Annotated in this window: 21 protein-coding genes; 18 read left to right on the forward strand and 3 right to left on the reverse strand. The window is 68.1% G+C overall.

From position 1 onward, the window contains the following. Positions 1-258 precede the first annotated feature (258 nt). The 9 genes from pgeF to ACFVIV_RS30885 all read left to right on the forward strand — a co-directional run bounded on the left by pgeF (position 259) and on the right by ACFVIV_RS30885 (position 10,295). A complete protein-coding gene (gene pgeF, locus ACFVIV_RS30845; RefSeq protein WP_379202370.1) occupies positions 259-999 on the forward strand; it encodes a peptidoglycan editing factor PgeF in 741 nt (246 codons plus the stop codon). Then, positions 996-1,802, forward strand: a complete 807-nt coding sequence (locus ACFVIV_RS30850) for a YggS family pyridoxal phosphate-dependent enzyme (RefSeq protein WP_379202372.1) — start codon at positions 996-998, stop codon at positions 1,800-1,802. Before pgeF ends, ACFVIV_RS30850 begins: the two co-directional genes overlap by 4 nt. Positions 1,803-1,906: 104 nt before the next feature. Further along, positions 1,907-2,686, forward strand: a complete 780-nt coding sequence (locus tag ACFVIV_RS30855; RefSeq protein ID WP_379202374.1) for a cell division protein SepF — start codon at positions 1,907-1,909, stop codon at positions 2,684-2,686. Between the two features lie 306 nt (positions 2,687-2,992). Further along, positions 2,993-3,283, forward strand: a complete 291-nt coding sequence (locus ACFVIV_RS30860; RefSeq protein ID WP_067547402.1) for a YggT family protein — start codon at positions 2,993-2,995, stop codon at positions 3,281-3,283. 83 nt (positions 3,284-3,366) lie between these two features. Next, positions 3,367-4,191 (forward strand): DivIVA domain-containing protein, encoded by an 825-nt coding sequence (locus ACFVIV_RS30865; protein WP_379202376.1) that lies wholly within the window; start codon positions 3,367-3,369, stop codon positions 4,189-4,191. Positions 4,192-4,297: 106 nt separating this feature from the next. Next, positions 4,298-4,501, forward strand: coding sequence for a hypothetical protein (locus ACFVIV_RS30870; RefSeq protein ID WP_379202378.1), 204 nt, complete (start codon positions 4,298-4,300; stop codon positions 4,499-4,501). Between the two features lie 317 nt (positions 4,502-4,818). Next, positions 4,819-8,211: an isoleucine--tRNA ligase gene (ileS, locus tag ACFVIV_RS30875; protein WP_379202380.1), complete on the forward strand. Its 3,393-nt coding sequence runs from the start codon at positions 4,819-4,821 to the stop codon at positions 8,209-8,211. A 128-nt stretch (positions 8,212-8,339) separates the two neighbouring features. Further along, positions 8,340-9,614, forward strand: a complete 1,275-nt coding sequence (locus tag ACFVIV_RS30880; protein WP_379202513.1) for an MFS transporter — start codon at positions 8,340-8,342, stop codon at positions 9,612-9,614. Positions 9,615-9,758: 144 nt separating this feature from the next. Beyond that, entirely contained in the window at positions 9,759-10,295 is a 537-nt protein-coding gene (locus ACFVIV_RS30885) for an NlpC/P60 family protein (protein ID WP_379202382.1), read from the forward strand. A 6-nt stretch (positions 10,296-10,301) separates the two neighbouring features. Here ACFVIV_RS30885 and ACFVIV_RS30890 read toward each other — a convergent pair whose 3' ends face one another. Next, complete coding sequence (locus ACFVIV_RS30890; RefSeq protein ID WP_379202384.1) at positions 10,302-10,715, reverse strand: organic hydroperoxide resistance protein; 414 nt, start codon at positions 10,713-10,715, stop codon at positions 10,302-10,304. Between the two features lie 102 nt (positions 10,716-10,817). Here ACFVIV_RS30890 and ACFVIV_RS30895 point away from each other — a divergent pair, with 102 nt between their 5' ends. Beyond that, positions 10,818-11,360, forward strand: coding sequence for a TetR/AcrR family transcriptional regulator (locus ACFVIV_RS30895; protein WP_379202386.1), 543 nt, complete (start codon positions 10,818-10,820; stop codon positions 11,358-11,360). A 4-nt stretch (positions 11,361-11,364) separates the two neighbouring features. Here ACFVIV_RS30895 and ACFVIV_RS30900 read toward each other — a convergent pair whose 3' ends face one another. Then, on the reverse strand, positions 11,365-12,414 hold the full coding sequence (locus ACFVIV_RS30900; protein ID WP_379202388.1) for a hypothetical protein: 1,050 nt from the start codon (positions 12,412-12,414) through the stop codon (positions 11,365-11,367). Positions 12,415-12,470: 56 nt separating this feature from the next. Here ACFVIV_RS30900 and ACFVIV_RS30905 point away from each other — a divergent pair, with 56 nt between their 5' ends. The 3 genes from ACFVIV_RS30905 to ACFVIV_RS30915 all read left to right on the forward strand — a co-directional run bounded on the left by ACFVIV_RS30905 (position 12,471) and on the right by ACFVIV_RS30915 (position 15,162). Further along, a complete protein-coding gene (locus ACFVIV_RS30905) occupies positions 12,471-12,938 on the forward strand; it encodes a MarR family winged helix-turn-helix transcriptional regulator (RefSeq protein ID WP_379202390.1) in 468 nt (155 codons plus the stop codon). Positions 12,939-13,106: 168 nt separating this feature from the next. Further along, positions 13,107-14,090, forward strand: coding sequence for an SMP-30/gluconolactonase/LRE family protein (locus ACFVIV_RS30910; RefSeq protein ID WP_379202392.1), 984 nt, complete (start codon positions 13,107-13,109; stop codon positions 14,088-14,090). A 124-nt stretch (positions 14,091-14,214) separates the two neighbouring features. Beyond that, positions 14,215-15,162, forward strand: a complete 948-nt coding sequence (locus tag ACFVIV_RS30915) for an SMP-30/gluconolactonase/LRE family protein (protein WP_379202394.1) — start codon at positions 14,215-14,217, stop codon at positions 15,160-15,162. A gap of 13 nt (positions 15,163-15,175) precedes the next feature. Here ACFVIV_RS30915 and ACFVIV_RS30920 read toward each other — a convergent pair whose 3' ends face one another. Continuing rightward, a complete protein-coding gene (locus tag ACFVIV_RS30920) occupies positions 15,176-16,051 on the reverse strand; it encodes a UTP--glucose-1-phosphate uridylyltransferase (protein ID WP_379202396.1) in 876 nt (291 codons plus the stop codon). A 257-nt stretch (positions 16,052-16,308) separates the two neighbouring features. On the opposite strand from ACFVIV_RS30920, the gene ACFVIV_RS30925 reads away from it, so the two are divergent. From ACFVIV_RS30925 to ACFVIV_RS30945, 5 genes are all read left to right on the forward strand, one after another. After that, positions 16,309-17,631, forward strand: a complete 1,323-nt coding sequence (locus tag ACFVIV_RS30925; protein WP_379202398.1) for a DNA polymerase IV — start codon at positions 16,309-16,311, stop codon at positions 17,629-17,631. A 237-nt stretch (positions 17,632-17,868) separates the two neighbouring features. Next, on the forward strand, positions 17,869-18,366 hold the full coding sequence (locus ACFVIV_RS30930) for a hypothetical protein (RefSeq protein WP_379202400.1): 498 nt from the start codon (positions 17,869-17,871) through the stop codon (positions 18,364-18,366). A 203-nt stretch (positions 18,367-18,569) separates the two neighbouring features. Beyond that, positions 18,570-18,887 (forward strand): WXG100 family type VII secretion target, encoded by a 318-nt coding sequence (locus tag ACFVIV_RS30935; RefSeq protein WP_379202402.1) that lies wholly within the window; start codon positions 18,570-18,572, stop codon positions 18,885-18,887. 5 nt (positions 18,888-18,892) lie between these two features. Beyond that, a complete protein-coding gene (locus ACFVIV_RS30940) occupies positions 18,893-22,012 on the forward strand; it encodes a hypothetical protein (RefSeq protein WP_379202404.1) in 3,120 nt (1,039 codons plus the stop codon). 272 nt (positions 22,013-22,284) lie between these two features. Then, positions 22,285-25,572, forward strand: coding sequence for an arabinosyltransferase domain-containing protein (locus tag ACFVIV_RS30945; RefSeq protein ID WP_379202515.1), 3,288 nt, complete (start codon positions 22,285-22,287; stop codon positions 25,570-25,572). The last annotated feature ends 7 nt before the right edge of the window (positions 25,573-25,579 follow it).

The following is a 25,579-nucleotide window of genomic DNA, read 5'->3' on the forward strand; positions in this document are numbered from 1 at the left end:
CCCCGCACCCCCACAAGGGGCTCCGCCCCTTGACCCCGAAGACTGTCGGGCGGATCGCGGGAGGGCGGCTGCGCCGGAGTACGGATGGCGGGGAGGGCGGCTGCGCCGGAGTACGGGTGGCGGGGAGGCGGCTGCGCTGGGGTGCGGATCGCGGGCGGGCGGCGGCTGCGCTGGAGTGTCGGTCGCGGGTGGGCGGTTGCGCTGGGGTGTGGTTGGCGAGTGGGGGATTGCCCGGTGGTGGCTACTACGCTCGGGGGCATGACTTCTGCGGCACCGGTTTATCGGACTCGGCGGGTAGTGACGACGCGGGCGGGTGGGTTCTCTGTTGCGCCCTATGACTCGTTCAATCTTGGGGACCATGTCGGGGATGATCCGGAGGCGGTGCGGCGCAATCGGGTTCGGCTTGCGGAGAGTATTGGGGTGGATCCGGGGCGACTGGTCTGGATGGAACAGATTCACGGGCGGAATGTGGAGATCGTGGACGGGCCGCGGAGTGAGGCGGTGCCTGCCACGGATGCGCTGGTGACGACCCGGCGGGATTTGGCGCTGGTGGTGCTGACGGCGGATTGTGTGCCGATTCTGCTGTCCGATGACGAGGCCGGGGTCATTGCGGCGGTGCATGCGGGGCGGATCGGGGCGCGGATCGGGATCGTGCCGCGGGTGCTGGAGGCCATGGTGTCGGTGGGGGCGAAGGCGGAGCGGATCGGCGCGTTCCTGGGGCCGGCGGCCAGTGGTCGCCAGTACGAGGTGCCCGCCGCCATGCGCGCCGATGTGGAGGCGCATCTGCCGGGGAGTGCGACCACGACCGCGAAGGGGACGCCGGGGCTGGATCTGCGGGCGGGGATCCGGCGGCAGCTGGAGGCGGCGGGGGTGGGTGCGGTCGCGGTGGATCCGCGGTGCACCATCGAGGACAGGACGCTGTTCAGTCACCGGCGCGGCGCGCCGACGGGCAGACTCGCCGGTGTGATTTGGATGTCATCGGAGGGGACCGCAGAATGACCGAGATCCACGACGCCACAACCGGTTCCGGCCCGGCCGCAGCGGCGCGGGCCGATGCGGGCGACGAGGCGCGCATCACTGGATCGCCGGAACGCATCGCACAGCTGGCGGCGGCGCTGGCCGCGCTCGAGGCGCGCATCGACGCAGCGTGCGAGGCCGCGGGGCGCGAGCGCGCCGACGTGCGGCTACTGCCGGTGACCAAGTTCCATCCGGCCTCGGATATCGAGATCCTCTATGGACTGGGCCTGCGCGAGTTCGGCGAATCGCGCGAGCAGGAGGCTTCCGGCAAGGTGGCGCAACTGCGCCATCTGGCGCATGTGCGCTGGGAATTCATCGGGCGGCTGCAGCGTAACAAGGCGAAAAGCGTTGCACGCTGGGCGAATACCGTTTACTCGGTGGACAGCGATCGGCTGGCGGCGGCCCTGGACGCGGGGGCCGCGGCGGCTCTGGAGGCGGGGCAGCGCGACACCCCCTTGCGTGTGCTGCTGCAAGTCAGTCTCGACGCCGATCCGGCTCGCGGCGGCGTCGAGGAGGCCGAACTCCTGGCCTTGGCCGGTCGCGTTGCAGAGGGTGCATCGTTGCAGCTCGCGGGCCTGATGGCCATTCCGCCGCTGGATGTCGAACCGGATGTCGCCTTCGCTCGCCTGGCCCGGCTGCACGCCGCGCTGCTGACCGAACATCCCCAGGCCACGGAGCTGTCGGCGGGTATGTCAAACGATTTGGAGGCCGCGATCCGCCATGGATCGACGTGCGTGCGTGTCGGTACCGCTTTGATGGGCGCTCGACCGATAACCTCGGCGTAGCAAAGAAACCTCATCAGTCACATTTGAAACATATGCTTGGTGACAGACGAGGACTGAGCAGGACAACACCCCAGGCCAACCGGGGCCGAAGGAAGGTCGACCAGATGAGCACGCTGCACAAGTTCAAGGCGTACTTCGGGATGGTTCCGCTCGAGGATTACGAAGACGACTACGTCGACGACCGCGGACCCCGAGGCGGCGCCGAGGAACGCGGTGGTGCGCGTCGTTCGTCCCGGTCCTACGCCGAGCGTGAATACGACCGCTACGCCGACGATCGCTACGACGACGAGCCCGCCTACTCCGAGCCGCCGCCGTACAAGGCCCCGTACAAGCCGGGGTACAGCGTGTCGCGCCGGGACGACTACGCCGACGAGTACCCGGACGACCGGTACGACGCGCCGCGCCGTCCCACCCGCATCGACACCGCCCCGTCCAGCCGCACCCGGACCATGGGCGGCAGCGCGCCGGCGATGCGCGGCGCCACCCGGGGTGCGCTCGCGGTGGACACCGACGCCGAGCGTCGCATGGAAGAGCTGCGGATGGAGGAGCGCCGGGTCGAGCCGCCCGCGCCCCGCCGTTCCCAGATCTTCGAGGACGGAGGGCCCTTGTCCAAGATCACCACGCTGCGTCCGCGCACCTATGCCGAGGCCGCCATCATCGGTGAGCGCTTCCGCGACGGCACCCCGGTGATCATGGATCTGGTGGAGATGAGCAACTCCGACGCGCGTCGTCTGGTGGACTTCGCCGCGGGCCTGGCCTTCGCGCTGCGCGGTTCGTTCGACAAGGTCGCGACCAAGGTCTTCCTGCTGTCGCCGGCCGATGTGGACGTCTCCGCCGAGGAGCGCCGCCGGATCGCCGAAAACGGCTTCTACAACCAGAAGTAAGAGCACCGCCACGACCGGCGCGAGGGCCGGGCGTGAAGGGCTGCAAACACCTGGCAGCCGTCAACGGGGGTTAGTGGCGCGTTTGTGACGCCCATCGGATGGCCCGGCCCGGATTCGGGCCGGTTGCACCGATCGAGAGCGAGCAGCGAGCCGTTCGGTTAGTCTCAGATGCCGGGATCGTCCGGACTCACAGTCGTAGCGCCCGTGTGCCTTTGACTACGGCCGATACCTTCGGAACCGTACTGTGAGCGGCGACAATCCGCGTTTCATTTTGCAAGGCAGTGTTTCTGAGGCAGAGTGAACGCTGTGGCCCTGTTCCAGGTGTTGAACCTACTGCTGTTCCTCTTCTGGCTGCTGCTGATCAGCCGAGTCATCGTTGAGTTCATTCGCAGCTTCGCGCGCGACTGGCGGCCGACCGGCTTCGTCGTGGTGATCCTGGAGATCGTCTTCACGATCACCGACCCTCCGGTGAAACTACTGAGGCGTTTGATACCGCCAGTGAATCTTGGGGGAATTCGGCTCGATCTGTCGATTATGGTCCTGCTTTTCGTTGTGTTCTTCCTGATGTCCATCACGGGCAGCCAGGGTGCCGCGTAGCTGAGATGTGACAGAATGGCCGGAAAGAAAGCTTGCCCAGATCTACCGCTAGATCTCCATACGAAGCGTGAAGGGATCGTTCCATGCCGCTGACCCCTGCCGATGTTCACAACGTCGCGTTCAGCAAACCACCGATCGGGAAGCGCGGCTACAACGAGGATGAAGTCGACGCCTTCCTCGACCTGGTCGAGCAGGAGCTCTCACGCCTCATCGAGGAGAATGCAGATCTTCGCCAGCGGGTTGCCGAGCTGGATGCGGAACTCGCTGACGCCAAGAAGAACCGGGGTCCGGTCAATGCGGTGAAGCAGCCGCCCGCCCCGGAGCCGGTGAAGGCCGCCGTGGCCCCGCCGCCGCCCCCCATGCCCGCTCCCGCGCCGGTCCCGGTCAAGGCCGAGGCCCCCAGCGCGGATGCGAATCTGCAGGCCGCCAAGGTGCTCTCGCTGGCGCAGGAGATGGCCGACCGCCTCACCTCCGATGCCAAGACCGAGGCCGAGCAGCTGCTCGCCAATGCGAGAGCGAACTCCGAGCGTCTGGTCGGCGATGCCCGCACCCGCTCCGACGCCATGATCGCCGACGCCCGTCAGAAGGCCGAGGCCATGCTGTCGGATGCGCAGACCCGCAGCGATTCCCAGCTGCGCCAGGCCAAGGAGAAGGCCGACGCCCTGCAGGCCGACGCCGAGCGCAAGCACACCGAGATCATGGCCACCATCACCCAGCAGCGCAGCGTGCTGGAGAGCCGCATCGAGCAGCTCAAGACCTTCGAGCGCGAGTACCGCGTGCGCCTGAAGTCCTACCTGGAGTCGCAGCTGGAGGAGCTGGAGAACCGCGGGTCCGCGGTCCCGGTCGACGGCGGCGAATTCGGTGAGGGCGCCTCGGGCAACGGCGCACTCCTCAAGGGCGGCAAGTAAAGTCGTATCTACGGCCATTGGTGCCGCGTTGTGAACCCCGCCGGGGCTCCGCGCGGCGCCGCCACCGTCCGGCCGGCCCACGACACCGCACGAGGGGGTGGTCCTCATGCTCGTTGTCACACTGGTCCTCGCGGCCATCGGTTTCGGACTGCTGGTCACCGCGCTGACCACCGGATCGGTGATCTGGGCGTGGGGGTGCATCGTCGTCTGTGTGATCGGCGCGGTGCTGCTGCTGGTGAGCGCGCTGTCCATGCGGGAGAACGATGAGGACTCCCAGACCCGCCCGGGCGGGCGACACGCGAAGCACTAGCCATCGGGGGCGGGAATATCCGCTGGACTCGCCCCGCTAGAATCGAGACAACCGACCCCGCCCCTGGGGGTTCGGGGGCGAAGCCCCTGAGAGCCCCGAGAGTTGGGTGAAGTTTCGGCGCTGATCCGGCTATCACCGGGGAGTCTTCGGAAGAACGGCGCGTGAGCGCTCAGTAGAACCGAACGGGTGAGCCCGTCACAGCTCGCAACGAGAGGCCCGGTCGTTCGTGATCGGGCAAGCGGGGTGGTACCGCGGTACCGGCGCACCGGCGCCGAGATCGTCCCCGTGCCCACTACTGGCACGAGGAGACCGACGCCGTGGCCGGCGAGACCCCGACCCCCAATGCCTACCCGCGCGCCGACCTGGGCGCTTCCAGCGGGCAGGTGAACTTCCCCGAGCTCGAACAGCGCGTGCTCGCCTACTGGGCCGCCGACGACACCTTCCGTGCCAGCATCGAGAACCGTTCCGATGCAGAGGAATTCGTCTTCTACGACGGCCCGCCGTTCGCCAATGGTTTGCCGCATTACGGTCATCTGCTGACCGGATATGTCAAGGATTTGATCCCACGATTTCAGACGATGCGCGGTAAGAAGGTCGAACGCCGATTCGGCTGGGACTGCCACGGTTTGCCCGCGGAAATCGAAGCGGAGAAGCAGCTCGGTATCACGGACAAATCACAGATCGATGCCATGGGTCTGGCGGAATTCAATGCCGCGTGTAAATCCTCGGTACTCCGCTACACCGGTGAGTGGCGCGACTATGTGACTCGTCAAGCGCGCTGGGTGGACTTCGGCAACGACTACAAAACCCTCGACCTCGACTTCATGGAGTCGGTCATGTGGGCGTTCAAGTCGTTGTACGACAAGGGTTTGATCTATCAGGGCTTCCGGGTGCTGCCCTACAGCTGGTACGAGCAGACCCCGCTGTCCAATCAGGAGACGCGCCTGGACGACGCGTACAAGATGCGCCAGGATCCGGCGGTCACCGTGGACATGGTGCTGTCGGTCCCGGCCGAGCATCCCCTCGCCGCCCTCGACGGCACGAACGCCGTCATCTGGACCACCACGCCGTGGACGCTGCCGTCCAACCTGGCCATCGCCGTGCACCCCGATGTCACCTACGCCCACGTGCAGGGCAAGGACGGCAAGCGCTACCTGCTTGCCGCCGAACGGGTCTCGCACTACGCCCGCGAGCTGGGCGAGGAGGCCGACGGCTTCCAGGTGCTGCACGAGTACGCCGGCGCCGCCCTGGCGGGGCTGAGCTACCGGCCGCCGTTCGACTTCTTCCTCGGCCACCCGAACGCGCACCGCGTGCTCACCGCCGACTACGTGACCACCGACTCCGGCACCGGCATCGTGCATCTCGCGCCGGCCTTCGGTGAGGAGGACATGGATGTGGCCTCCGCCAACGGCATCGAGTTGGTGCAGCCGCTCGACGCGGGCGGCAAGTTCACCTCCATGGTGCCGCCGTACGAGGGCCTCATGGTCTTCGACGCCAACCCGGTCATCATCAAGGATCTCAAGGCCGCCGGAAAGCTGTTGCGGCACGAGACCATCGAGCACTCCTATCCGCACAGCTGGCGCTCCGGCCAGCCGCTGATCTACATGGCGGTGCCGTCCTGGTTCGTGGCGGTCACCAAGTTCCGCGACCGCATGGTGGAGCTCAATCAGCAGATCACCTGGGTGCCCGAGCACATCCGCGACGGCCAGTTCGGCAAGTGGCTGGAGGGCGCGCGGGACTGGAACATCAGCCGCAACCGGTACTGGGGATCGCCCATCCCCGTGTGGGTTTCGGACGATCCGGCCTACCCGCGGGTGGACGTGTACGGCTCGCTCGACGAGCTGGAGCGCGACTTCGGCGTGCGCCCGGCCGATCTGCACCGGCCCATGATCGACGACCTGGTGCGCCCGAATCCCGATGACCCGACCGGGAAGTCGATGATGCGGCGCACCCCCGAGGTGCTCGACTGCTGGTTCGAGTCCGGCTCCATGCCGTTCGCGCAGGTGCACTACCCGTTCGAGAACAAGGAATGGTTCGACGGCGGCCAGGGCGACGTCAACGGCAACCCGAAGCCGGGCCACAATCCGGGCGACTTCATCGTCGAGTACAACGGCCAGACCCGCGGCTGGTTCTACACCCTGCACGTGCTGGCCACCGCGCTGTTCGACCGGCCGGCCTTCAAAACCGTTGCCGCGCACGGCATCGTGCTGGGCGACGACGGCCTGAAGATGTCCAAGTCCAAGGGCAACTACCCGGATGTCAACGAGGTCTTCGACCGCGACGGCTCCGATGCCATGCGCTGGTTCCTGATGGCCTCGCCGATCCTGCGCGGCGGCAACCTCATCGTCACCGAGCGCGGCATCCGCGAGGGCGTCAGCCATGCGCTGCGGCCGCTGTGGAATGCCTGGACCTTCCTGCAGCTCTACGCCTCGAAGCCGGGCGCCTGGCGCACCGATTCCACGCATGTGCTGGATCGCTACATCCTGGCCAAGCTGGCGCAGACCCGCGATGTCATCACCGCCGCCCTGGAGGTCAACGATATCGCCGGCGCCTGCGACGAGCTGCGCTCCTTCGCCGACGCGCTCACCAATTGGTATGTGCGCCGGTCGCGTTCGCGCTTCTGGGAGGAGGACCGCGACGCCATCGACACCCTGCACACCGTGCTCGAGGTGACGACCCGGCTCGCGGCGCCGCTGCTGCCGCTGATCACCGAGGTGATCTGGCGCGGCCTCACCGGCGGCCGCTCGGTGCACCTGGCCGACTGGCCGGCCGCCGCCGAGCTGCCCCAGGATCCGGAGCTGGTCTCGGCCATGGACGAGGTGCGCACGGTCTGCTCGACGGTGCTGGGCCTGCGCAAGGCGCAGAACCTGCGGGTGCGGCTGCCGCTGTCGGAGGTGACCGTGGCCGCCGACGACGCGGAACGGCTGCAGCCCTTCGTGGATCTCATCGCCGACGAGGTCAATGTCAAGAAGGTCGACCTCACCACCGACGTGGCCAGCCACGGCCGCTTCGAACTGGTCGTCAATGCCCGCGCCGCCGGTCCCCGCCTCGGCAAGGAGGTGCAGACGGTCATCAAGGCGGTCAAGGCAGGCGAGTGGAGCGAGGCCGCCGACGGCACCGTCACCGCCGCCGGCATCGCGCTGCTGCCGGAGGAGTACACCCAGCGCCTGGTGGCCGCCGAGCCGGAGTCCACCGCGGCGCTGCCGGGCAATACCGGTCTGGTGGTGCTGGATTCGGTGGTCACCGAGGAACTGGAGGCCGAGGGCTGGGCTCGCGACCTGATCCGCGATCTCCAGGAGACCCGCAAGTCGCTCGGGCTGGACGTCTCGGACCGCATCACCGTGGTCCTGGAGGTCCCCGCCGAGCGGGCGGCGTGGGCCGAAACCCACCGCCAGCTGATCGCCGGTGAAATCCTCGCCACCAGCCTCACTTTCGGTGACGCGGGCGCGGGTGCGGCCGAGATCGTGGGCGGCGTAAAGGCATCCGTCACCAAGGCGTACAACCTTATGCGGGCGGACGGGGGTGGCTTTTCGGGCTCTACACTGTATTGGGACTCGCCCCTTCTCTGTTGTCGCCATGTCGCAGGAGTTTGCCTGTCTCGTTTGAGACTTTGCGGTGCACGTCACATTCCCCTTGACACCCCAGGTAGAACGCGCTGTTTCGGGGTTGCTTCGCAGTCGCTGCTGTTTGCTGGGTACGCCGGCGGGTAACCGAAGGGTCTGTGTGAGCCGTGCGCCCCACGGTGAGCACCGCTATCCGCTAGTAGGGGCAGAGGAGCGTCGTGACGACCCGCGACCCGAAATCCGTACAACAGAGGCGCTCGGTGGCCGCCGCCGCCATGGGCAATGCGACCGAATGGTTCGACTACGGCGTGTACGCCGCCACGGCCACCTACATCACGGCCGCGTTCTTCCCGGGCGAGCTGGGGACCCTGGGCACCATGCTCGGGTTCGCTGTGTCATTCGTGCTGCGGCCGCTCGGCGGCATGGTGTGGGGACCGCTCGGCGACCGCATCGGGCGCAAGGCGGTGCTCGCCATCACGATCCTGCTCATGGCCGCCGCCACCGGCGCCATCGGTCTGCTGCCCAGCCACGCCACCGCGGGCGTGTTCGCGCCCATCCTGCTGATCGCGCTGCGCGTGGTGCAGGGCTTCTCCACCGGCGGCGAATACGGCGGCGCGGCCACGTATCTCGCGGAGAGCTGCAATGACAAGCGGCGCGGGTTCCTGGGCAGCTTCCTGGAATTCGGCACCCTCGGCGGGTTCGTCGGCGGTTCTGCGGTGGTGCTGGCCTGCCAGCTCGCCCTCGGCAAGGAGGCCATGTACGAGTGGGGCTGGCGGATTCCGTTCCTGCTGGCCGTGCCGCTCGGCCTGATCGGCTGGTATCTGCGCAACCGGCTGGAGGAATCGCCGGTGTTCACCGAGGTGCAGGAGCAGCAGGTGCAGCCGCGCACCGGGTTGCGGGTGCTGGTCACCGAGTACCGCCGGGAGCTGCTCACCCTGGCCGGTCTGGTGGTGGCGCTCAATATCGTGAACTACACGCTGCTGACCTATCAGCCGACGTATCTGCAGAAGACCATCGGCGTGGACGAATCCACCACGACGACCATGATGCTCATCGGCCAGGTGGTCATGATGCTGGCGCTGCCGTTCTTCGGCCGGCTCTCCGACAGCACCGGGCGGCGGCCGCTGTGGTTGGCCTCGCTGGTGGGCCTGGCCGTGCTGGCCATCCCGATGTACATGCTCATGGGGCAGGGCACCGTCTGGGCGGTGCTCGGGTTCGTGGTGCTGGGCCTGCTCTACATCCCGCAGCTGGCCACCATTACGGCAACCTTCCCGGCAATCTTTCCGACGCAGGTCCGCTACGCCGGTTTCGCTCTCGGTTACAACGTGTCCACGGCGGTGTTCGGCGGTACCGCGCCACTGGTGAACGAGGCCGTCATCGACGGCACCGGCTGGACGCTGTTCCCCGCGGTGTACATGGTCGGCGGCTGTCTGGTCGGGCTCGTGGCCTTGGCATTCCTGCGCGAGACGGTCGGTGCGTCACTGCGCGGGACCGAGGTGCCCAGCGCCGGTGAGCTGCCCGTCGTCGCCGGCGGCGCGGTGCGCGCGTGAAGTAGTTCCCGCGGACACGCCAGTCCGAGTCTTCTTGTGCCGAATATCGGAACTGCGATAGAACAGCTATCACATAGTTAACTTCTTTCACGGCAGTTCCGAGTTGTATCGCTAGTTCCGGTCGTAGACCCGAGGGGCGAGTACATGGCACGAAGACTGCTTCATCGCTGCGCATCGTTCGCGACGACCACCGCGGCAGTGACTCTCGCGGCCGCCCTGTGGGCGGGCACGGCCCATGCCGACACGGGCTCGGGCAGCGGGTCCGCCTCGGGCAGCGCCAGCGGGTCGGCGTCCGGAAGCGCCAGCGGCTCGGCGCAATTGCCCCTGGCCAGCCCGCGCGCCATGGCGGCGCTGGGCGTGGCGGCCACGCAGACCGGGAAGATGTACGAATGGGGCGGCGTCGGCCCGGACACCTGGGACTGCTCCGGGCTGGTGCAGTGGGCCTATCGCAGCGTCGGGATCGATATGCCCCGGACCACCTGGCAGCAGGCCCGGGCCGGGCTCGAGGTCCCGCTCGGTGCGCTGCAGCCCGGTGATGTGGTGATCCTCAATGGCGACGCCTCCCACGTCGGCATCTACGCGGGAGGCGGGCAGGTGCTCAATGCGCCGACCTGGGGCGTCCCGGTGGGACTGACCCCGCTGACGCAGTTCGAGATCTACGATATTCGCCGTTTCTACTGAGTTCGCTTACTCCACAACGAGTTCCACGGGGATATTGCCCCGGGTGGCCTTGGAGTACGGGCACACCTGGTGGGCGGCCTCGACCAGGGCCCGGCCCTTGTCGTTCTTCAGCTCCTCCGGCAGCTCGACGTGCAGCACGACGGAGATGGAGAAGCCGGTCTCCTCCGACTTGTGCAGGCTGACATCCGCGGTGACGGAGGTGTCGCCCAGGTCGATGCCCTGGTTCTTGGCGACCGCCTGCAGCGCGCCGGCGAAGCAGGCCGAGTAGCCGACCGCGAACAGCTGCTCCGGGTTGGTGCCGTCGCCACTGCCTCCGACCGACTTCGGCTGTGCCAGCTTCAGATCGAGGTACCCGTCCGAGCTGACCGAGCGGCCCTCGCGGCCGACCGAGGTGGCGGAAGAGGTGAAGAGAGTGGTCATTGCATTCCTCCTAGACAGACTTGTCTGTTCACGTCCGGAACTCAGGGTAGACAGACCTGTCTGCTATCGTCAATAGCGCGATTAGATCCGGAAGGAGTGCGCATGAGCGAGGCGCGCGACCGGCTGCTGGACACCGCGACGCGGCTGTTCTACGCCGAGGGCATCCACACCGTGGGCATCGACCGGATCATTGCCGAGGCCGGGATCGCCAAGGCCACCTTCTACCGGCACTTCAAGACCAAGGAAGACTTGGTCGTCGCTTATCTGACGCGCGAATACGCCCGGCAGCGCGGCAATTTGGAGGCGGTGCCGGAGCAGGGCGTGGAGGGGATCGTCGCCATCTTCGAGACGCTCAGCGAGCTGAGCCGCGGTCCCGGATTCCGCGGGTGCCCGTTCCTCAATGCGGCGGTCGAATTCCCCAAGCCGGACCATGCGGTGCGGCAGGTGGTCGACGAATACCGCGCCTGGTTCCGCGATCTCATGGCCGAACGGCTGCGCGCCGCCGGGCACGAGGACGTCGAGGACGCCGCCCGCGCGCTCCTGCTGACGCGGGACGGCGTGACGATCAGCGGCGCGGTGGGAGACAGCGAGACCGTCCGCGCGGGTGTGCGGACGGCCTTGTCGCAGTTGAGTATCCGGCGCTGAATCCTTAGACGCCGACCGCCTCTTCCATTTCCTCTTCGGCTGCCTCCTCGGCCTCCGCGGCCGCGTGCTTCGGCTCGGCCGGAGTGGATTCGGTTGCGGCCCCGCGCTTTTCGGCGAAGTGGGCGGCGACGATGAGCACCAGGCCCGCCGCCAGCCACAGGAACAGGCTCGCCAGGCGCGAGCCGAAGCCGACGCCGTCGAAGTAGAGCAGGCTGCGCGCGCCCTCGACGAAGCCCGCGCCGGTCCAGAAGCCGTGCAGCGCACCGAAGAAATCGTTCTGCAGCATCGGGCTGTAGACGCCCCCGGAGGTGGTGAAGTTGAGCATGACGAACAGCACCATCATGGCGAGGGTGGTCCAGCGCTTCAGGAAGGTGTGCAGGCCGATGCCGATGGCCAGAATGCCCGCGGAGTAGAGCCAGGACATGGCCCAGACGGCGCCGAGGTCGTGATCGACCACGTGGAAGACCGGGCCCGCCACGGCGAGGCCGATGAGGCTCACGATGAGCGAGGTGACCAAACCGAACAGGGCGCGGATCCACATGGGCAGGCCGGCGCCCGCGGCGCCGATGGCGGCCACGCTGCCGTAGGAGCCGATGCTCAGCGCCACGAGCAGGAAGAAAATGCCCTGCGCGGTCGGATCGCCGGGGCTCGGGGTGACGACGTCGGTGACGGTCAGCGCGACGCCCTGCTTGGCGGTGACCCCGTGGAACAGGGTTTCCACGGCCATGGCGGTGGTATCGGATCCGGCCGAGGCGATCAGCAGTTCGGGATGCTGTGCATCGGGGACGAAGGCGCCCACCAGATCGCGGTCGCGCAACTGAGTGACGGCGTCGTCGCGACTCGGCACGGTGATGACGTCGAGCGCATCCCCGCCCTTGTCCTTCAGCGTCTGCGCCAGCACCAGATCCTGTGGGGCCTCGCCGACCACCGCGATCGCCAGCTGATTGGGCTCGGGCTGATGGAAGGCGCCGAGATACGCCAGGCCCATGCCCAGGCACATGAGCAGCGGGGTCAGCAGATGGGTGGCGACATGCCGGATCTGATGCGAGGCCATAGATTCACTCCCAATAGTTGGTAAATGCAACCATGCAAGGGTTGTAGTCTACAACTATGGAGACGGACGCGGTATTCCCGGGCCGGGCCGAGGCCGCGCCGGCGGGGCGGGACCAGGCCATTCAAGCCATTCAGCGCGAGCTCACCGCCTTCGCCCGGCGCGCTCGCGGGCGGGCCACCGAACTGCATCCGGAGCTGTCGCTGGTGGCGTCGAGCATTCTCGACCTCGTGATCGACCGGGACGGCTGCCTGGCAGCGGATCTGGCCGGGCACTATCACCTGGACAAGTCCACGGTGAGCCGGCAGGTGGCGGCCCTCGAGCAGGAGGGCTACCTGGTCAGGGAGATCGATCCGGCCAACCGCCGCAATCATGTGCTGCGCGCCACCCCGGAGGGCCGCCGGGTCGCGCGCGCCGCGGCGCGCAGCCGGGCCGACGCCTTCGCCGATCGGCTCCAAGATTGGGATGATGCGGACATAGCTCGCTTCGCGGGCTATCTGATGCGCTACAACGCCGCCGACGAGTAGTTGATACGTGTACGAAACTAGTTGTAGTTCAATGAATTTCGGTCGGTTCGTAGTACCGCTCTGGTTAGACTGATGCCGTCTCGCCGGTCGGGGTGAGGCGGGGTTCGGGGGCGCAACCCCCGAGAGCCTCGAGAGGTGGGCAGTACCCTCCGCTGGAAGGTTGACGTCATGTCCGATCGATCGGACGTTCGTGCCGGAGCTGGTTGGAGAACACGCGGGCGGATGGCGGCCGGGCTCGGCGCGCTGGTGCTGCTCGCGGCCGCGGTGGGATGCGGCAAGGCCGCGGACGACGCCCCGACGGCCAATGCCGGTCCGGGGACGGTGTCCAAGGCCGGTGCGCTCAAGGGCTTCTCGACCCCGGAAAGCGTGCTGTTCGCGGGCGACCGGTGGTTCATCTCCAATATCGGCCCGCAGGCCGAGCCGGTGGCCGAGGACGGCGACGGCTTCCTCACCGAACTCAACTCGGCCGGCACGGTGACTGCGCGGCGCGCCATGCCGCGGCCCGGGGATCCGCCCTTGCATGCGCCGAAAGGGATGACCTACACCGACAATCGGGTGTTCGTGGCCGATATCGACCGGGTCGTGGGCTATGACATGGACACCCACGGGCAGGTGTTCGAGGCGATCGTGACGGGCGAGGAGCCCGCGCTGCTCAATGATCTGGCGCTGCTGAATCCGCACACGCTGCTGGTCAGCGATTCGCTGCGCGGAATCGTGTACCTGCTCGACACCGAGACCCGGCTGTTCGAACCGCTCGCCACCGGTATCCCCGGCGCGAACGGGGTCGCTGTGGACGCGGCCGGGGCGAACGCCTATGTGGCGGGGACGGGCGCGGACTTCCGCGGCGGCGACGTGTGGCGGCTCGATCTCGCCCAGCGCCCGGCCGTTCCGCAGCGGGTCGGCACCGTGCACGGGGTGCTCGACGGAATCGCTGTGCTGGCCAATGGGAATCTGGTCGTATCGGACTGGGTCTCGGCGGGTGAAACGCCCGGCGCCATGACCGTGTACGGGCCGGACGGCGCGCTGGTGGCGGCGGTGCAGCTGCCCGAGAACACGCACGGGCCCGCGGATTTCGCACTCGATTCGACGGCGCGGAACGCGTGGATTCCCGCCATGCCCGACAACCGGGTCGTCATCGTCCCGCTGCCCTGAGCTGCGGTCTTTCGGGTGCTGCCGGGCCGGGCGGGTGTGTCGGTCCGACGGCGGTCTCCGGGCGCTGCATAGGGTGATTACGCCGCACTGGGCGGTGGTCGGTTCGAGTGAGAGCGAGGATCGAATGGGCGTCCAGGGTTCCCTCCGGCGGACCGTCGCCGGGTGCGGCGTGCTCGTGCTGGCCGGCGCGGCGCTCGGGTGCAATGGGGCGACCGTCGAGAAGACGGTGCCCACCACCATGGGCTCGGCCGAGGCCAAGGTGCTGGCGGGATTCGTATCGCCGGAAAGCTCGCTGCCGGTGGGGGATCGGTGGTTCGTCTCGAATATGGGCGGGCCGGATCCGCAGGCGAAGGACGGCAACGGGTTCATCTCCGAGCTGAAGTCCGATGGATCGGTGGTCAACAGCAAGGTGGTGCCGCGGCCGGGCGATCCGCCGCTGAACGCGCCCAAGGGGATGGCGACCATCGATCACACCGTGTTCGTGGCCGATATCGATCGGGTGGTGGGCTTCGATCTCGATACTTTCGCGCAGGTCTTCGAGGCCACCGTGGAAGGGGATACGCCGACCCTCCTCAATGACATCGTGGTGCGCGATCCGGGCACGCTGCTGGTCACCGATACCGCGCGCGGGGAGGTGCACACGCTGGATCTGGCCAACCGGAAGTTCGAGACCCTCGCGGACGGGATGCCGGGCGCGAACGGGATCGCGATCGACGGCTCCGGTGGCATCGCCTATGTGGCCGCGCTGGGTGCGCAGCACCAGGGCGGTGATCTGTGGGCGGTCGAACTCGGGCCCGCGCCGGTGGTGATCCGCAAGGTCGGGACCGTGCACGGCATCCTCGACGGCGTGCAGATCCTGCGGGACGGGAATCTCGTGGTGTCCGACTGGGTTTCGGCCGACGACAGCGCCGGCGTCATCACCGTCTACAAGCCGGACGGGACCGAGGTGCAGCGGATTCCGGTGCCCGCCGGCCTGCGTGGTCCGGCGGACATCCAGCTCGCGCCCGGCGACAAAGCATTGTGGGTGGCCTCGATTCCCGACGATCAGGTGTTCGTTCTGGCCGTGCCCTGATCGCCGGAAAGTATCAGAGGCAGAGCTGGCGCAGCAGCGGGCCGTACTCGGGATGCGCCAGCGCGGAGGCGAATTGCGCCACCAGGTAGTCGGCCGGATTGCCGGTGTCGTACCAGCGGCCGCGAATCACCTGGCCGTACACCGGATTGTCGGCGGCGAAGATATTGATGGCATCGGTCAGGTACACCTCGCCGGTGCGGTGGGTGTACCAGTTGTCCACCTGACGGCGCAGCTCCTCGATGATGCCCGGGGTCACCACATAGCCGCCGATGGCCGCGAACGCCGAGGGGGCGTCGGCCGGCTTGGGCTTCTCCTTCAGGCCGCTGATGCGCATGAGGCCCTCGGTGACGGTCTCCTCCACCACGGGCACGCCGTAGCGCTGCGATTCCGACGGGTTCATGGGCAGCAGGGCCAGCACGGGTGCGCCGGTCTTCTCGTAGGCGTCGATGAGCTGCTGGGCGCGCGGCACGTCGGCGACGAAGACATCGTCGGGCCAGAGCACCAGCATGGGTTCGTCGCCCAGGTTGCGGGCGGCATTGAGGACGGGAGTGCCGTTGCCGTACGGGCCGTGCTGGTCGAGATAGGTGATATGGCCGAGGCGGCCCAGTTCGCTGACCTCTTGCACGGCGTCGGCGTAGGCGTCCTTCCCATCCGAGCGCAGCTGGGCGACCAGGGCCGGATTGGGGCGGAAATGGTCCTCGATCAAGGACTTTCCGCCGCTGACGACAATGGTGATATCGGTGATGCCGGAGGCGACCAGTTCGCGAACCGTGTGCTCGATGACCGGTTTGTCGCCGACCGGGAGCATCTCCTTGGGGATCGCCTTGGTCAGCGGGAGCAGACGGGAGCCGATACCGGCGGCGGGGATCACGGCCTTGCGAATCGTCATAACCCGATCATCACACACCTGGGAGGACCAACCTGTCGGTAGTCGCGCGTAGATTCGGCACTGTGAACACCCCTGCCCACCCCGCCGAGGAGCGCATATCGCCTGGTCGGAGCGCGGATTCGGGGGCCGGAGCCGGGGCTGTTCAGCGGGGTGGCGCGCTATTGGATTCACAGTGGATCGGAAGTCGCCTCCCAGCCCCGGGCGGTGAGCTCCCGAGGAGCGGCCGGGCCGGGCGGCGGTGGGTGCTGCACATCGATATGGACGCTTTCTTCGCCTCGGTCGAGCAGCTGACCAGGCCGACCCTGCGGGGGCGGCCGGTGCTGGTGGGCGGCATGGGCGGGCGCGGCGTGGTGGCGGGGGCCAGTTACGAGGCGCGGGTGTACGGGGCGCGTTCGGCCATGCCCATGCATCAGGCGCGGCGGCTGGTCGGGGTGAAGGGCGTGATCGTGCCGCCGCGCGGGGCGGTCTACGCCGAGCTCAGCGGGCAGGTGTTCGACACGCTGCGGGAGCGGATTCCGGTGCTGGAGACGCTGTCGTTCGACGAGGCGTTCGCCGAGCCCGCGGAATTGGCCGGGGCCACCGCGGATCGGGTGCTGGAATTCTGTGAGGAGCTGCGGGCGGTGGTGCGGGCGCGCACCGGGCTGGTGTCCTCGGTCGGGGCGGGCAGCGGCAAACAGCTCGCCAAGATCGCCTCCGGCATGGCGAAACCCGATGGGGTGCGGGTGATCTCGCCCGATGAGCAGCAGGAGTTCCTGGCGGCGCTGCCGGTGCGCAAGCTGTGGGGAGTCGGTCCGGTGACCGAAAGCCGGTTGCGCACACTGGGTATCGAGACCGTGGGTGCGCTGGCCGCGCTGCCGGAATCGGAAGTGGTGTCCATTCTGGGCGGGGCCATCGGCGTCAGCCTGCACCGCTTGGCTCGTGGCATCGACGACAATCCGGTGGCCGAACGCACCGAGGCCAAACAGATCAGCGCCGAAACCACCTATGAGAGCGATATCGTCACCCTTCCGCAGCTGCGCCCCGCCATCGATGCCATGGCGGCCTCCGCGCACCGGCGGCTCATCGAGGACGGCCGCGCCGCGCGCACCGTGGTGCTCAAACTCAAGAAGGCGGACATGAGCATCGTGACCCGCTCGTCCACCCTTCCTTACGCCACCGAGGATCTGGCCACCCTCACCGCGGCGGCGCAGCGCTCGGCCCTCGATCCGGCCGAACTGGGTCCGATTCGCCTGGTAGGTGTGGGTTTTGCCGGTTTGTCCGAGATTCGCCAGGAATCGCTGTTCCCCGAGCTCGATCAGACGGTCGACACCGAATCCGTTTCCGAAGAACCCACCCTGGGCCTGGCCCTCGGCCCGGAGCCGGAGGTCCCGCCCGCGACTCGCTCCTACGCCACCCAAACCTGGTATCCGGGACTGGATGTCGAACATCCGGAATTCGGCCACGGCTGGGTCCAAGGTGCAGGCCACGGCGTCGTCACCGTCCGCTTCGAAACGCGATCCACCGGCCCGGGACCGGCCCGAACCTTCGCCGCCGACGACCCGGAACTACGCAAAGCCGACCCCCTCGGCAGCCTTCGCTGAGTACTCACCACAGGGGTTTCGGCGGCTTGCGCCTGACCTTCCACCCCTTTCCACTTGGGGTTTCAGGGGCTTGCCCCTGAGAAATCTCCCTTTCTCTTAAGGCGCGGATGCGCCAATTATGAGGATTCGGCCTGAAAGTGGCGCGCCAGCCCCTACGGAGTCGGCTGACTGGCACCCTCGTTGGTAGCCTGACCCATCGTTGTCCGACGGACCTACTCGAACGCAAAGGACGAGCAGTTGAAGCTTCAGAAGACTGGACGAATCGCGGTCGCCACCCTGGCTGTGGCCACCGCACTCGGGCTGTCCGCGTGTGGCAGTGGTGACAAGACGGAGACCAAGCCGTCCAAGACCACCACCGCGAAGACCACCGCCAACGCCCAGTACCCGCCGGCTCCGACCGTCGCGGATCTCAATGCTGAACTGCAGAAGGCGCTGGATCCGAACGTTCCGGACTCGGAGAAGCTGGACATGATGCAGGGCGTGTCGGCCGACCCGAGCCTGCCCTCGCGCCTGGCCGAGGCGTACAAGCAGAACGGCGCCGCCATCACGGTCACCGGTGTGACCGACCTGGGCAACGGCACCATCACCGCCGACGGCACGGTCTCCATCAACGGCGGCGCGCCGAACCAGGTCGTGGTTCCGTTCGTGGCCGAGGACGGCAAGTGGAAGGTCCAGAAGGAATGGATCTGCAACACCCTGTCGCTGGCCAACCAGACCTCCCCGGCCTGCGCCTAGTTCGCTCGCTACGGGCCCGCACTCCCCGCGTGGGAGTGGCGGGCCCGTTCGCGTTTTCGCGGCGTAAACAACCCGTCAAGGCGAGAAGCTGTGCGCCGCAGGGCATATCAGGTTCCCGTTAATTCGGGTTCGCGTCTCTTACCGGCCGGGTTCGCGTCATGTGATCGTCATGCTCTTGTTTCGTGTCAGGAGGGTGACGGGTCGTGTCGAAGGTCGGTGCCACACCGGAGCAATTGCGTTCCGCCGCAGGGAAGATGCAGGCGCTGCATGATCGGGTGAACGGCATTTTCAGCAAGCTGGAGGGCTCGCTGGCGGGCAAGGGACAGCCGTGGGGCAATGACAGCTACGGCGCGAGCTTCGCCGACGGCGACCAGGGCTACCTGACCGCTCACGAGAACCTGAAGGACGGATTCGGCAAGCTCGCAACGACATTCAAGTCCTACGCCGACGGCCAGAAGGATGCGGCCACCTTATTGGCTGGGATGGACAAGCGGAACGGTCAGGGCTTCGGGCGGAACTGACCGTCTTGGCTATCGATCTCCCCGACGTCCTGGGTTGGGTCGCCGGTTCCGACTGGCCCGAGGGCGACGAAGACCAGATGTGGGCGCTGGCGAGTGACTGGCGCACGGCCGCAACCGAATTGCGCGATCTCCTGGACGAGATCGAGGACGCCAAGTCGGCCACGGTCGACGCCTACCCCTGGGGCGAGGGCGTCGAGAAGATCGTCGAAGCCCTCGACAAGCTGGTCGACGGCCCGCAATCGGTCGAGGAATTCGCCCGCATCCTGGATCTGGTCGCGGACGGCGCCGACGGTGTGGCCACCGAGATCGAATACACCAAGATCCTCATTGTCACCTCCCTGATCATGCTGGCCGCGGAGATCGCGCTGGCCTGGATCTTCCCGCCCACCGCACCCGCCGTCGAAGCCGCGGCGATCGCGGCCACCCGCATCGGCATTCGCCAACTGGCGCAGATGGGGCTCAAACGGGCGCTCATCCATGTGGTGCAGAAGCTGTCGCCCGCGGCCATAGCGAAGTTCGTCGCCAAGCACGCCATGATCAGTACGGTGCTCGGCGTCGGCCAGGACTTGGGTATTCAGGCCTATCAGATGGCCGCGGGTCACCGTAAGGACGTCGACTGGCAGCGCGTCGGCACGACCGCCTATACGGCGGCGGTGGCCGGCCTGGCGGGCGGGCCCGCCGGTGACAAGCTCGGCAAGCTCGCGAAGATCAATCCGGGTATGGCGCCCTGGGACAAGGCGCTGCGCGGTGCGGCGGTCGGCGCCGGCGCCGGCATGATCGGCGCCGTCGCCTCCTACGCCTTCGGCGGCCTTTTCAACGGCATGAACTTCACCGACCCCAGCACCTGGGATCCCCGCGTGCTCACCAGCGGCGCCGGCATGGGTGCCCTCACCGGCGGCACCAAGGGCGGCCGCACCCGCCCCCACCCCGGCTCCGCCCCCGGCATCCCCGGCTACCACGGCCCCGGCGCCGCGGGTTTCGGCGGCCCGGATGGCAGCAGCCCCGCCCGACCCACCACCGGCGGCGAAAACCAAGCCCCCGCCTCCACCACGAACAACCCTGGCGCCCAGCCGAATACGAGCGGACAGACCGCCACCGGCGGCGAGAACGGCGCAAACAGCCAGCACGCCCCGGGCAATCAGACCACCGGCCGCGACCCGAACACCGGCGGGCAACCTAACGCCGACGGGCAGTCGAATACTGGCGGCCAGTCGAATACTGGCGGTCAGTCGAATACTGGCGGCCAGTCGAATACTGGCGGCCAGTCGAATACTGGCGGTCAGTCGAATACTGGCGGCCAGTCGAATTCCTCTGGCCAGAACGGAACCGGCGGCCAGCCGCGCGCGGGCGATCCTGTCAATAGTGGCTCCAACCACGGCAATTCGGGTGAACAGCCGCGCGCCGGTGCTCCCGAAGGCGGCGATGCCGGTTCGTCCCCGACCCGAGAGGGCCAGGGCCCCAATATCTCCGCGGGTCCCAAGGAATCCGAGGCCCCAGCCACTGGAAACCAGGGCGATGAATCCGCCCGGACCGCCCCGCGCGAGTCCGCCCCGGAATCCGCCGGGCCCCCGGCAGCACAGCAGCCGGATTCCCCCGGCGACAAGAGCGCCACACCCGAACAACCCACGACCGGAACGGAATCCACCCGGGAGAACCCCCGGTCCGCTCCGGAGCAGTCGCAGCCCACATCGGAGAGCACGACCCAACCGGACAACGCACCGAAACCGGAAGTCGGGACGGAGAATTCGAGCCGTCCGGAGGCCGCACCGGAGACTGGGCGCCAGCCGACCGGCGAGCAGCCGAATACTGGTCAGACCGGTGGGGTGACCGAGCAGCCCGGCGCCGGTAAGCCGGACGGCCCTGCCGAGCAGCCTTCTGCCGCCAAGCCGGACGGCCTGGCTGAGCAGCCTTCTGTCGGTAAGCCGGATGGGCTGGCTGAGCAGCCTTCCGTCGGCAATCCTGACGGTTTGGCAGAACAGCAGCGCGCTGGTGCGGGCGGTGATTCCGGTATGGCCGAACGTAATTCGCCGACTACTCCGGCAGGAACCACGGCCCCGGCCGAGGTGCCGGCAGGGCAGCCGTCCGCCCCGGCAGGGTCGGCTGCCGGCGAATCCGGCTCGCGTCCGACAACCGGGTCGGAGAACCGTAGCCCGGTTTCCGGGGTGTCCGAACAGCGCTCGACCTCCGGCGACGGCCGCCAGCAGTCGTCCCCGCCCAAGGGTGCGGACGGCAGCACTCCTCGCCCGTCCACCCCGGAATCCCGTGCGCCCCAACCGCGCGCCGGTATGCCCGAGCACCAACCCGGTCTCGATACGACCGCCCCGGAACCCTCCGCCCCGGCCCGCTCCACCAACAGCGAGCAGACTCCGGAAGGCGAATCGACGCCCGAACCCGCGCACACACCCGACCAGGGCGGTGAGCAGACACCGGAGGGTGCGGCGCTGCCGGATCCCGACGGGGAGCAGACCCCCGGCCCCAACCCGAATCAGTGGGTGCCGGGCACGACCTCGCAGATTCCGTACACCCCGCGGTACACCCCTCCCGACGTAGTTCCGGCCGCGCCTCCTTATGAGGCACCGGCCGCCCCCGACGAGAGTGTTTGGAAGCCAAAGCCGGAGCCCGAACCCGAGCCGCAGCCCGAGCCGCAGCCGCAGCCGCAGCCGGAACCTGAGCCGCAGCCGCAGCCGCAGCCCGAGCCGGAGCCGGAACCCGAGCCGGAGCCGGAGCCGGAGCCCGAGCCGGAACCGGAGCCCGAACCGGAACCCGAGCCGGAGCCGGAACCGGAACCCGAGCCGGAGCCCGAGCCGGAACCAGAACCAGAACCGGAGCCGGAACCGGAACCCGAGCCGGAGCCGGAGCCGGAGCCCGAGCCCGAGCCGGAACCGGAGCCCGAACCAGAACCGGAGCCGGAGCCGGAGCCGGAACCAGAACCGGAGCCGGAACCCGAGCCGGAGCCCGAGCCCGAGCCGGAACCGGAGCCCGAACCCGAGCCGGAGCCGGAGCTGCCGACAGAACCTGGGCCGCCGACGGACCCGGAACCGCCTACTTGTCCTGAACCACCGCGGCCTGAGCTGCCGGTGGAGCCGGAGGTTCCGGCGTACCCTGAGCCGTCGGATCGGGCCTGAACCGGGATCCGCGCCGTGCATTCGGGTGCACCGGGGTGCGGGTGGAGTGGGTCGGGTGGGTGGGTTTACGGGGTTTGCCGTGGTTATGGGGGTGGGGCGGTGGTGGGGGGTGTGGGATCGGGACAGGGTTGCGGAAGGGGGTAGCGGGGTGTTCGTGCGGGATGGGAGGGGGAACGGGGTGCGGCGGGGGAGGTGGTTTCCGGGGAATGGGCGGTGACCGGGCGGCGGAATGCGTGGAATGCCGCTTAGGATCGGCGGTCGTGACCGACGTGATGGAGAGGGCGGGGCAAGAGTCCGCCGGGAGAGCTGGGAGCGAGCCCGCGGGGCGGGCTCGCGGGGGATGGGAACGGGCGGTCGCGTTGATCGCGGGGCTGGTCGCCGTGCTGGCGGCGGTGGCGGTGCCGCTATTGCCGGTGCGGGTGGAGGCGGCGACGCTGGAGTGGCCGCAGGGGGGTTCGGCGAAGAGCGTCGAGGCGCCGTTGGTTTCTTATGCGCCGGTGTCGTTCGATGCGACGATTCCGTGTTCGGCTGTGGCGCAGCTCGGTTCGCAGGGTGGGACGCTGGTGGCCACGGCGCCGAACGGGGCGCCGGATATGTGGCGGTACGGGTTCATCGCGTGGGTCAGCGCAGCGAGCACGGCTGAGGACGGGACGACTACGCCCGCCAAATTGCAGGCGGTATTGCGGGATAAGTCGCTGGTGAGCGTGCCCGTGGACGAGCTGGGTGCGGATTGCTCGTTCGTGGTGCACGCGGGAATGACGCAGGCCACCGCGACGCTCACCGGCACCACGGTCGCGCCGGTCACACTCGACGGTGACTATCGGCCGCAGCTGGTCGGGATCTTCAGCGATCTCCCGGCCGCCGATGGGACGAAGGTCACCGCGCAGGTCGACAGCCGGTTCTCCTCGTCGCCGACGGTGCTCAAGCGCATTGCCATCTGGACCGCGGTGCTGGGCACGCTGCTGGCGCTGTTCGCGCTGTATCGCCTGGATCGCCGGGACGGGCGGAGCCGTCGGCGGTTCCTGCCGCAGCGGTGGTGGACGTTCCAGCCGGTCGACGCGGTGGTGCTGGGCACGCTGGTGCTGTGGCATTTCATCGGCGCCACGACCGCCGATGACGGCTACCTGTTCGGTATGGGCCGCGCCTCGATCCCATCGGGCTATATGGCCAACTACTTCGCCTACTTCGGCGTTCCCGAGAACCCGGTCGGCACCTACCACTCCTTGTTCGGTTACCTGGCGTTGATTTCTCCCGCCAGCCCGTGGGTGCGCCTGCCCGCCCTGCTCGCCGGCATCATCTCCTGGCTCGTCATCAGCCGTGAGGTCATTCCCCGTCTGGGAGCGCGCATTCCGCGCAACCGGATCGCGGTGTGGACCGGTGCGCTGGGTTTCCTGGCTGTCTGGCTGCCGTACAACAATGGCCTGCGACCCGAAGCGGCCGTGGCCATTTCGGTACTGCTCACCTGGGTTTCGGTGGAGCGCGCCATCGCGACCCGCCGCTTGCTGCCGTACGCGATCGCGGCCCTGATCGGAGCGTTCGCCTGTACGGCCGGACCGTCGGGCGTCATCTGCGTCGCCCCGCTGCTGGCCGGAATCCGCCCGCTGTGGCGGATTATCGATGATCGTGCGCGTTCCCTGAGCAAGCCGGTCGCGTCGGATGCCGGACTCTGGACGGTGCTGCGCACCCGCTTCGGCTCGTACCTGGCCTTGATCGCGCCGCTGGCCGCGGCCGGAACCGTGGTGCTGAGCGTCGCTTTCGCCGATCAGACCCTGGCCGCCATGTTCGAGATGCAGCATGTGCACGAGATCGTCGGCCCGAACGTGCAGTGGTACGACGAATATCTGCGCTACCAGTACCTGTTCATGCCCACCATCGACGGCTCGGTGGCCCGCCGCTTCGGCATGTTCATGTTGTGGCTGGGCATGGCGGTCTGCGCATTCGTGTTGCTGCGCAAGGGCGGCCGGATTCCGTTCACCGCGTCGGGCCCGGTGCGCCGTCTGCTCGGCACCTGCGTCGGCGTCATCCTGCTGATGAGCACCACGCCCACCAAGTGGACGCACCACAATGGCATCTACGCCGGGCTCGCCGGATCGGTGGCCGTGGTCGCCGCGGTGGCCGTCGGTCCGCGGGTGCTGCGTTCCCCGCGCAATCGCGCACTCTTCGCGGCGATCGTCGCCTTCATGCTGGCGATCACGTTCTCCACCATGAATGGTTGGTGGTACGTGTCGAACTGGGGCATCCCGTGGAACGACAAGCCCGTCGTCCTGGCGGGTATCGGCGTCAACAAGCTGTTCCTGCTACTGGCTCTGCTCCTGCTGGTGGCGGCCGGCTGGTTCCATGTGCGCGCCCCGGAACCCGGTACCCCGCACCGCATTTCCCGCCCGATCTGGCGCCTGGTGGCCATTCCGCCGCTGACGGTGGTGGCCGCGTTCATGGTGCTGTTCGAGGTGGGCTCGCTCGCCAAGGGCGCGGTCACGCAGTACCCGGGCTTCTCCCTCGCCAAGTCGAATATCAATGCGGTACTGGGCAAGCCGTGCGGCATCGCCAATGAGGTCATGGTCGAGATGGACCCGAACGCGGGCATGCTCGCACCGCTCACCGGTGATGCCTTCGGCACCTTCGCCGCCGACGCGGTCGGCTTCACCCCCGGCGGTGTGGCAACCGATCTCAAGGCCGACGACGAGGTCGACACCAGCGCCATCACCACCGCGCTGAACAGCACCGAGAAGGACGAGTCGTCCGGAACCACCACGGCCGCACTGCCGTTCGGCCTGAACCCGGCCACCACCCCGGTGCTGGGCAGCAATGGCACCACGGAATCGGCCGCCAGTCTCACCACCGGCTGGTACCGCCTGCCCGCGGCGAGCGATCGCAGCGGCATCATCGCGGTGTCCGCTGCCGGCCGGGTCCGCTCGGTCGATCCGCACGGCGTGGTCACTCCCGGCCAGTCGGTCGAAATCGAGTACGGCATCGCCGATTCGGCGGGCGCCGTGCAGGAGCTGGGCCGGGTCACGCCCATCGATATCGGTCCGGCCCCGACCTGGCGCAATCTGCGCGTCCCGTTCACCGATATCCCGGCCGAGGCCACGGTGATCCGCCTGGTCGCCTCCGATCGGGATCAGAACTGGAAGCAGTGGGTGGCGCTGACCCCGCCGCGCGTCCCGCAGACCCGCACCCTGCAGGAGGTCGTCGGCTCCGATGCCCCGGTGCTGCTGGATTGGGCGGTGGGCCTGCAGGTTCCGTGTCAGCGGCCCTATGAGCACCACAATGGCATTGCCGAGACCCCGGAGTGGCGCATCCTGCCCGACCGCGGCGGCGCCAAGGATACGAACCGCTGGCAGAGCCACGACAGCGGCGGCCCGCTCGGCTGGAGTTCCATGCTGCTGCGCCCGCAGACCATCGCCACGTATCTGAACGATGCCTGGCGCATCGACTGGGGCGAGTTGCAGAAATTCAGTCGCATCGACCCGAATGCGGTGCCGGCGCGGCCGGCGATCACGCCGGAAACCCGTTCCGGACTGTGGACTCCGGGCCCGATCAACGTGCTCGGCTGGCGTTGATCCGCTG

The sequence above is a fragment of the Nocardia sp. NPDC127526 genome, assembly GCF_042672265.1.
Classification (GTDB): Bacteria; Actinomycetota; Actinomycetes; order Mycobacteriales; family Mycobacteriaceae; genus Nocardia.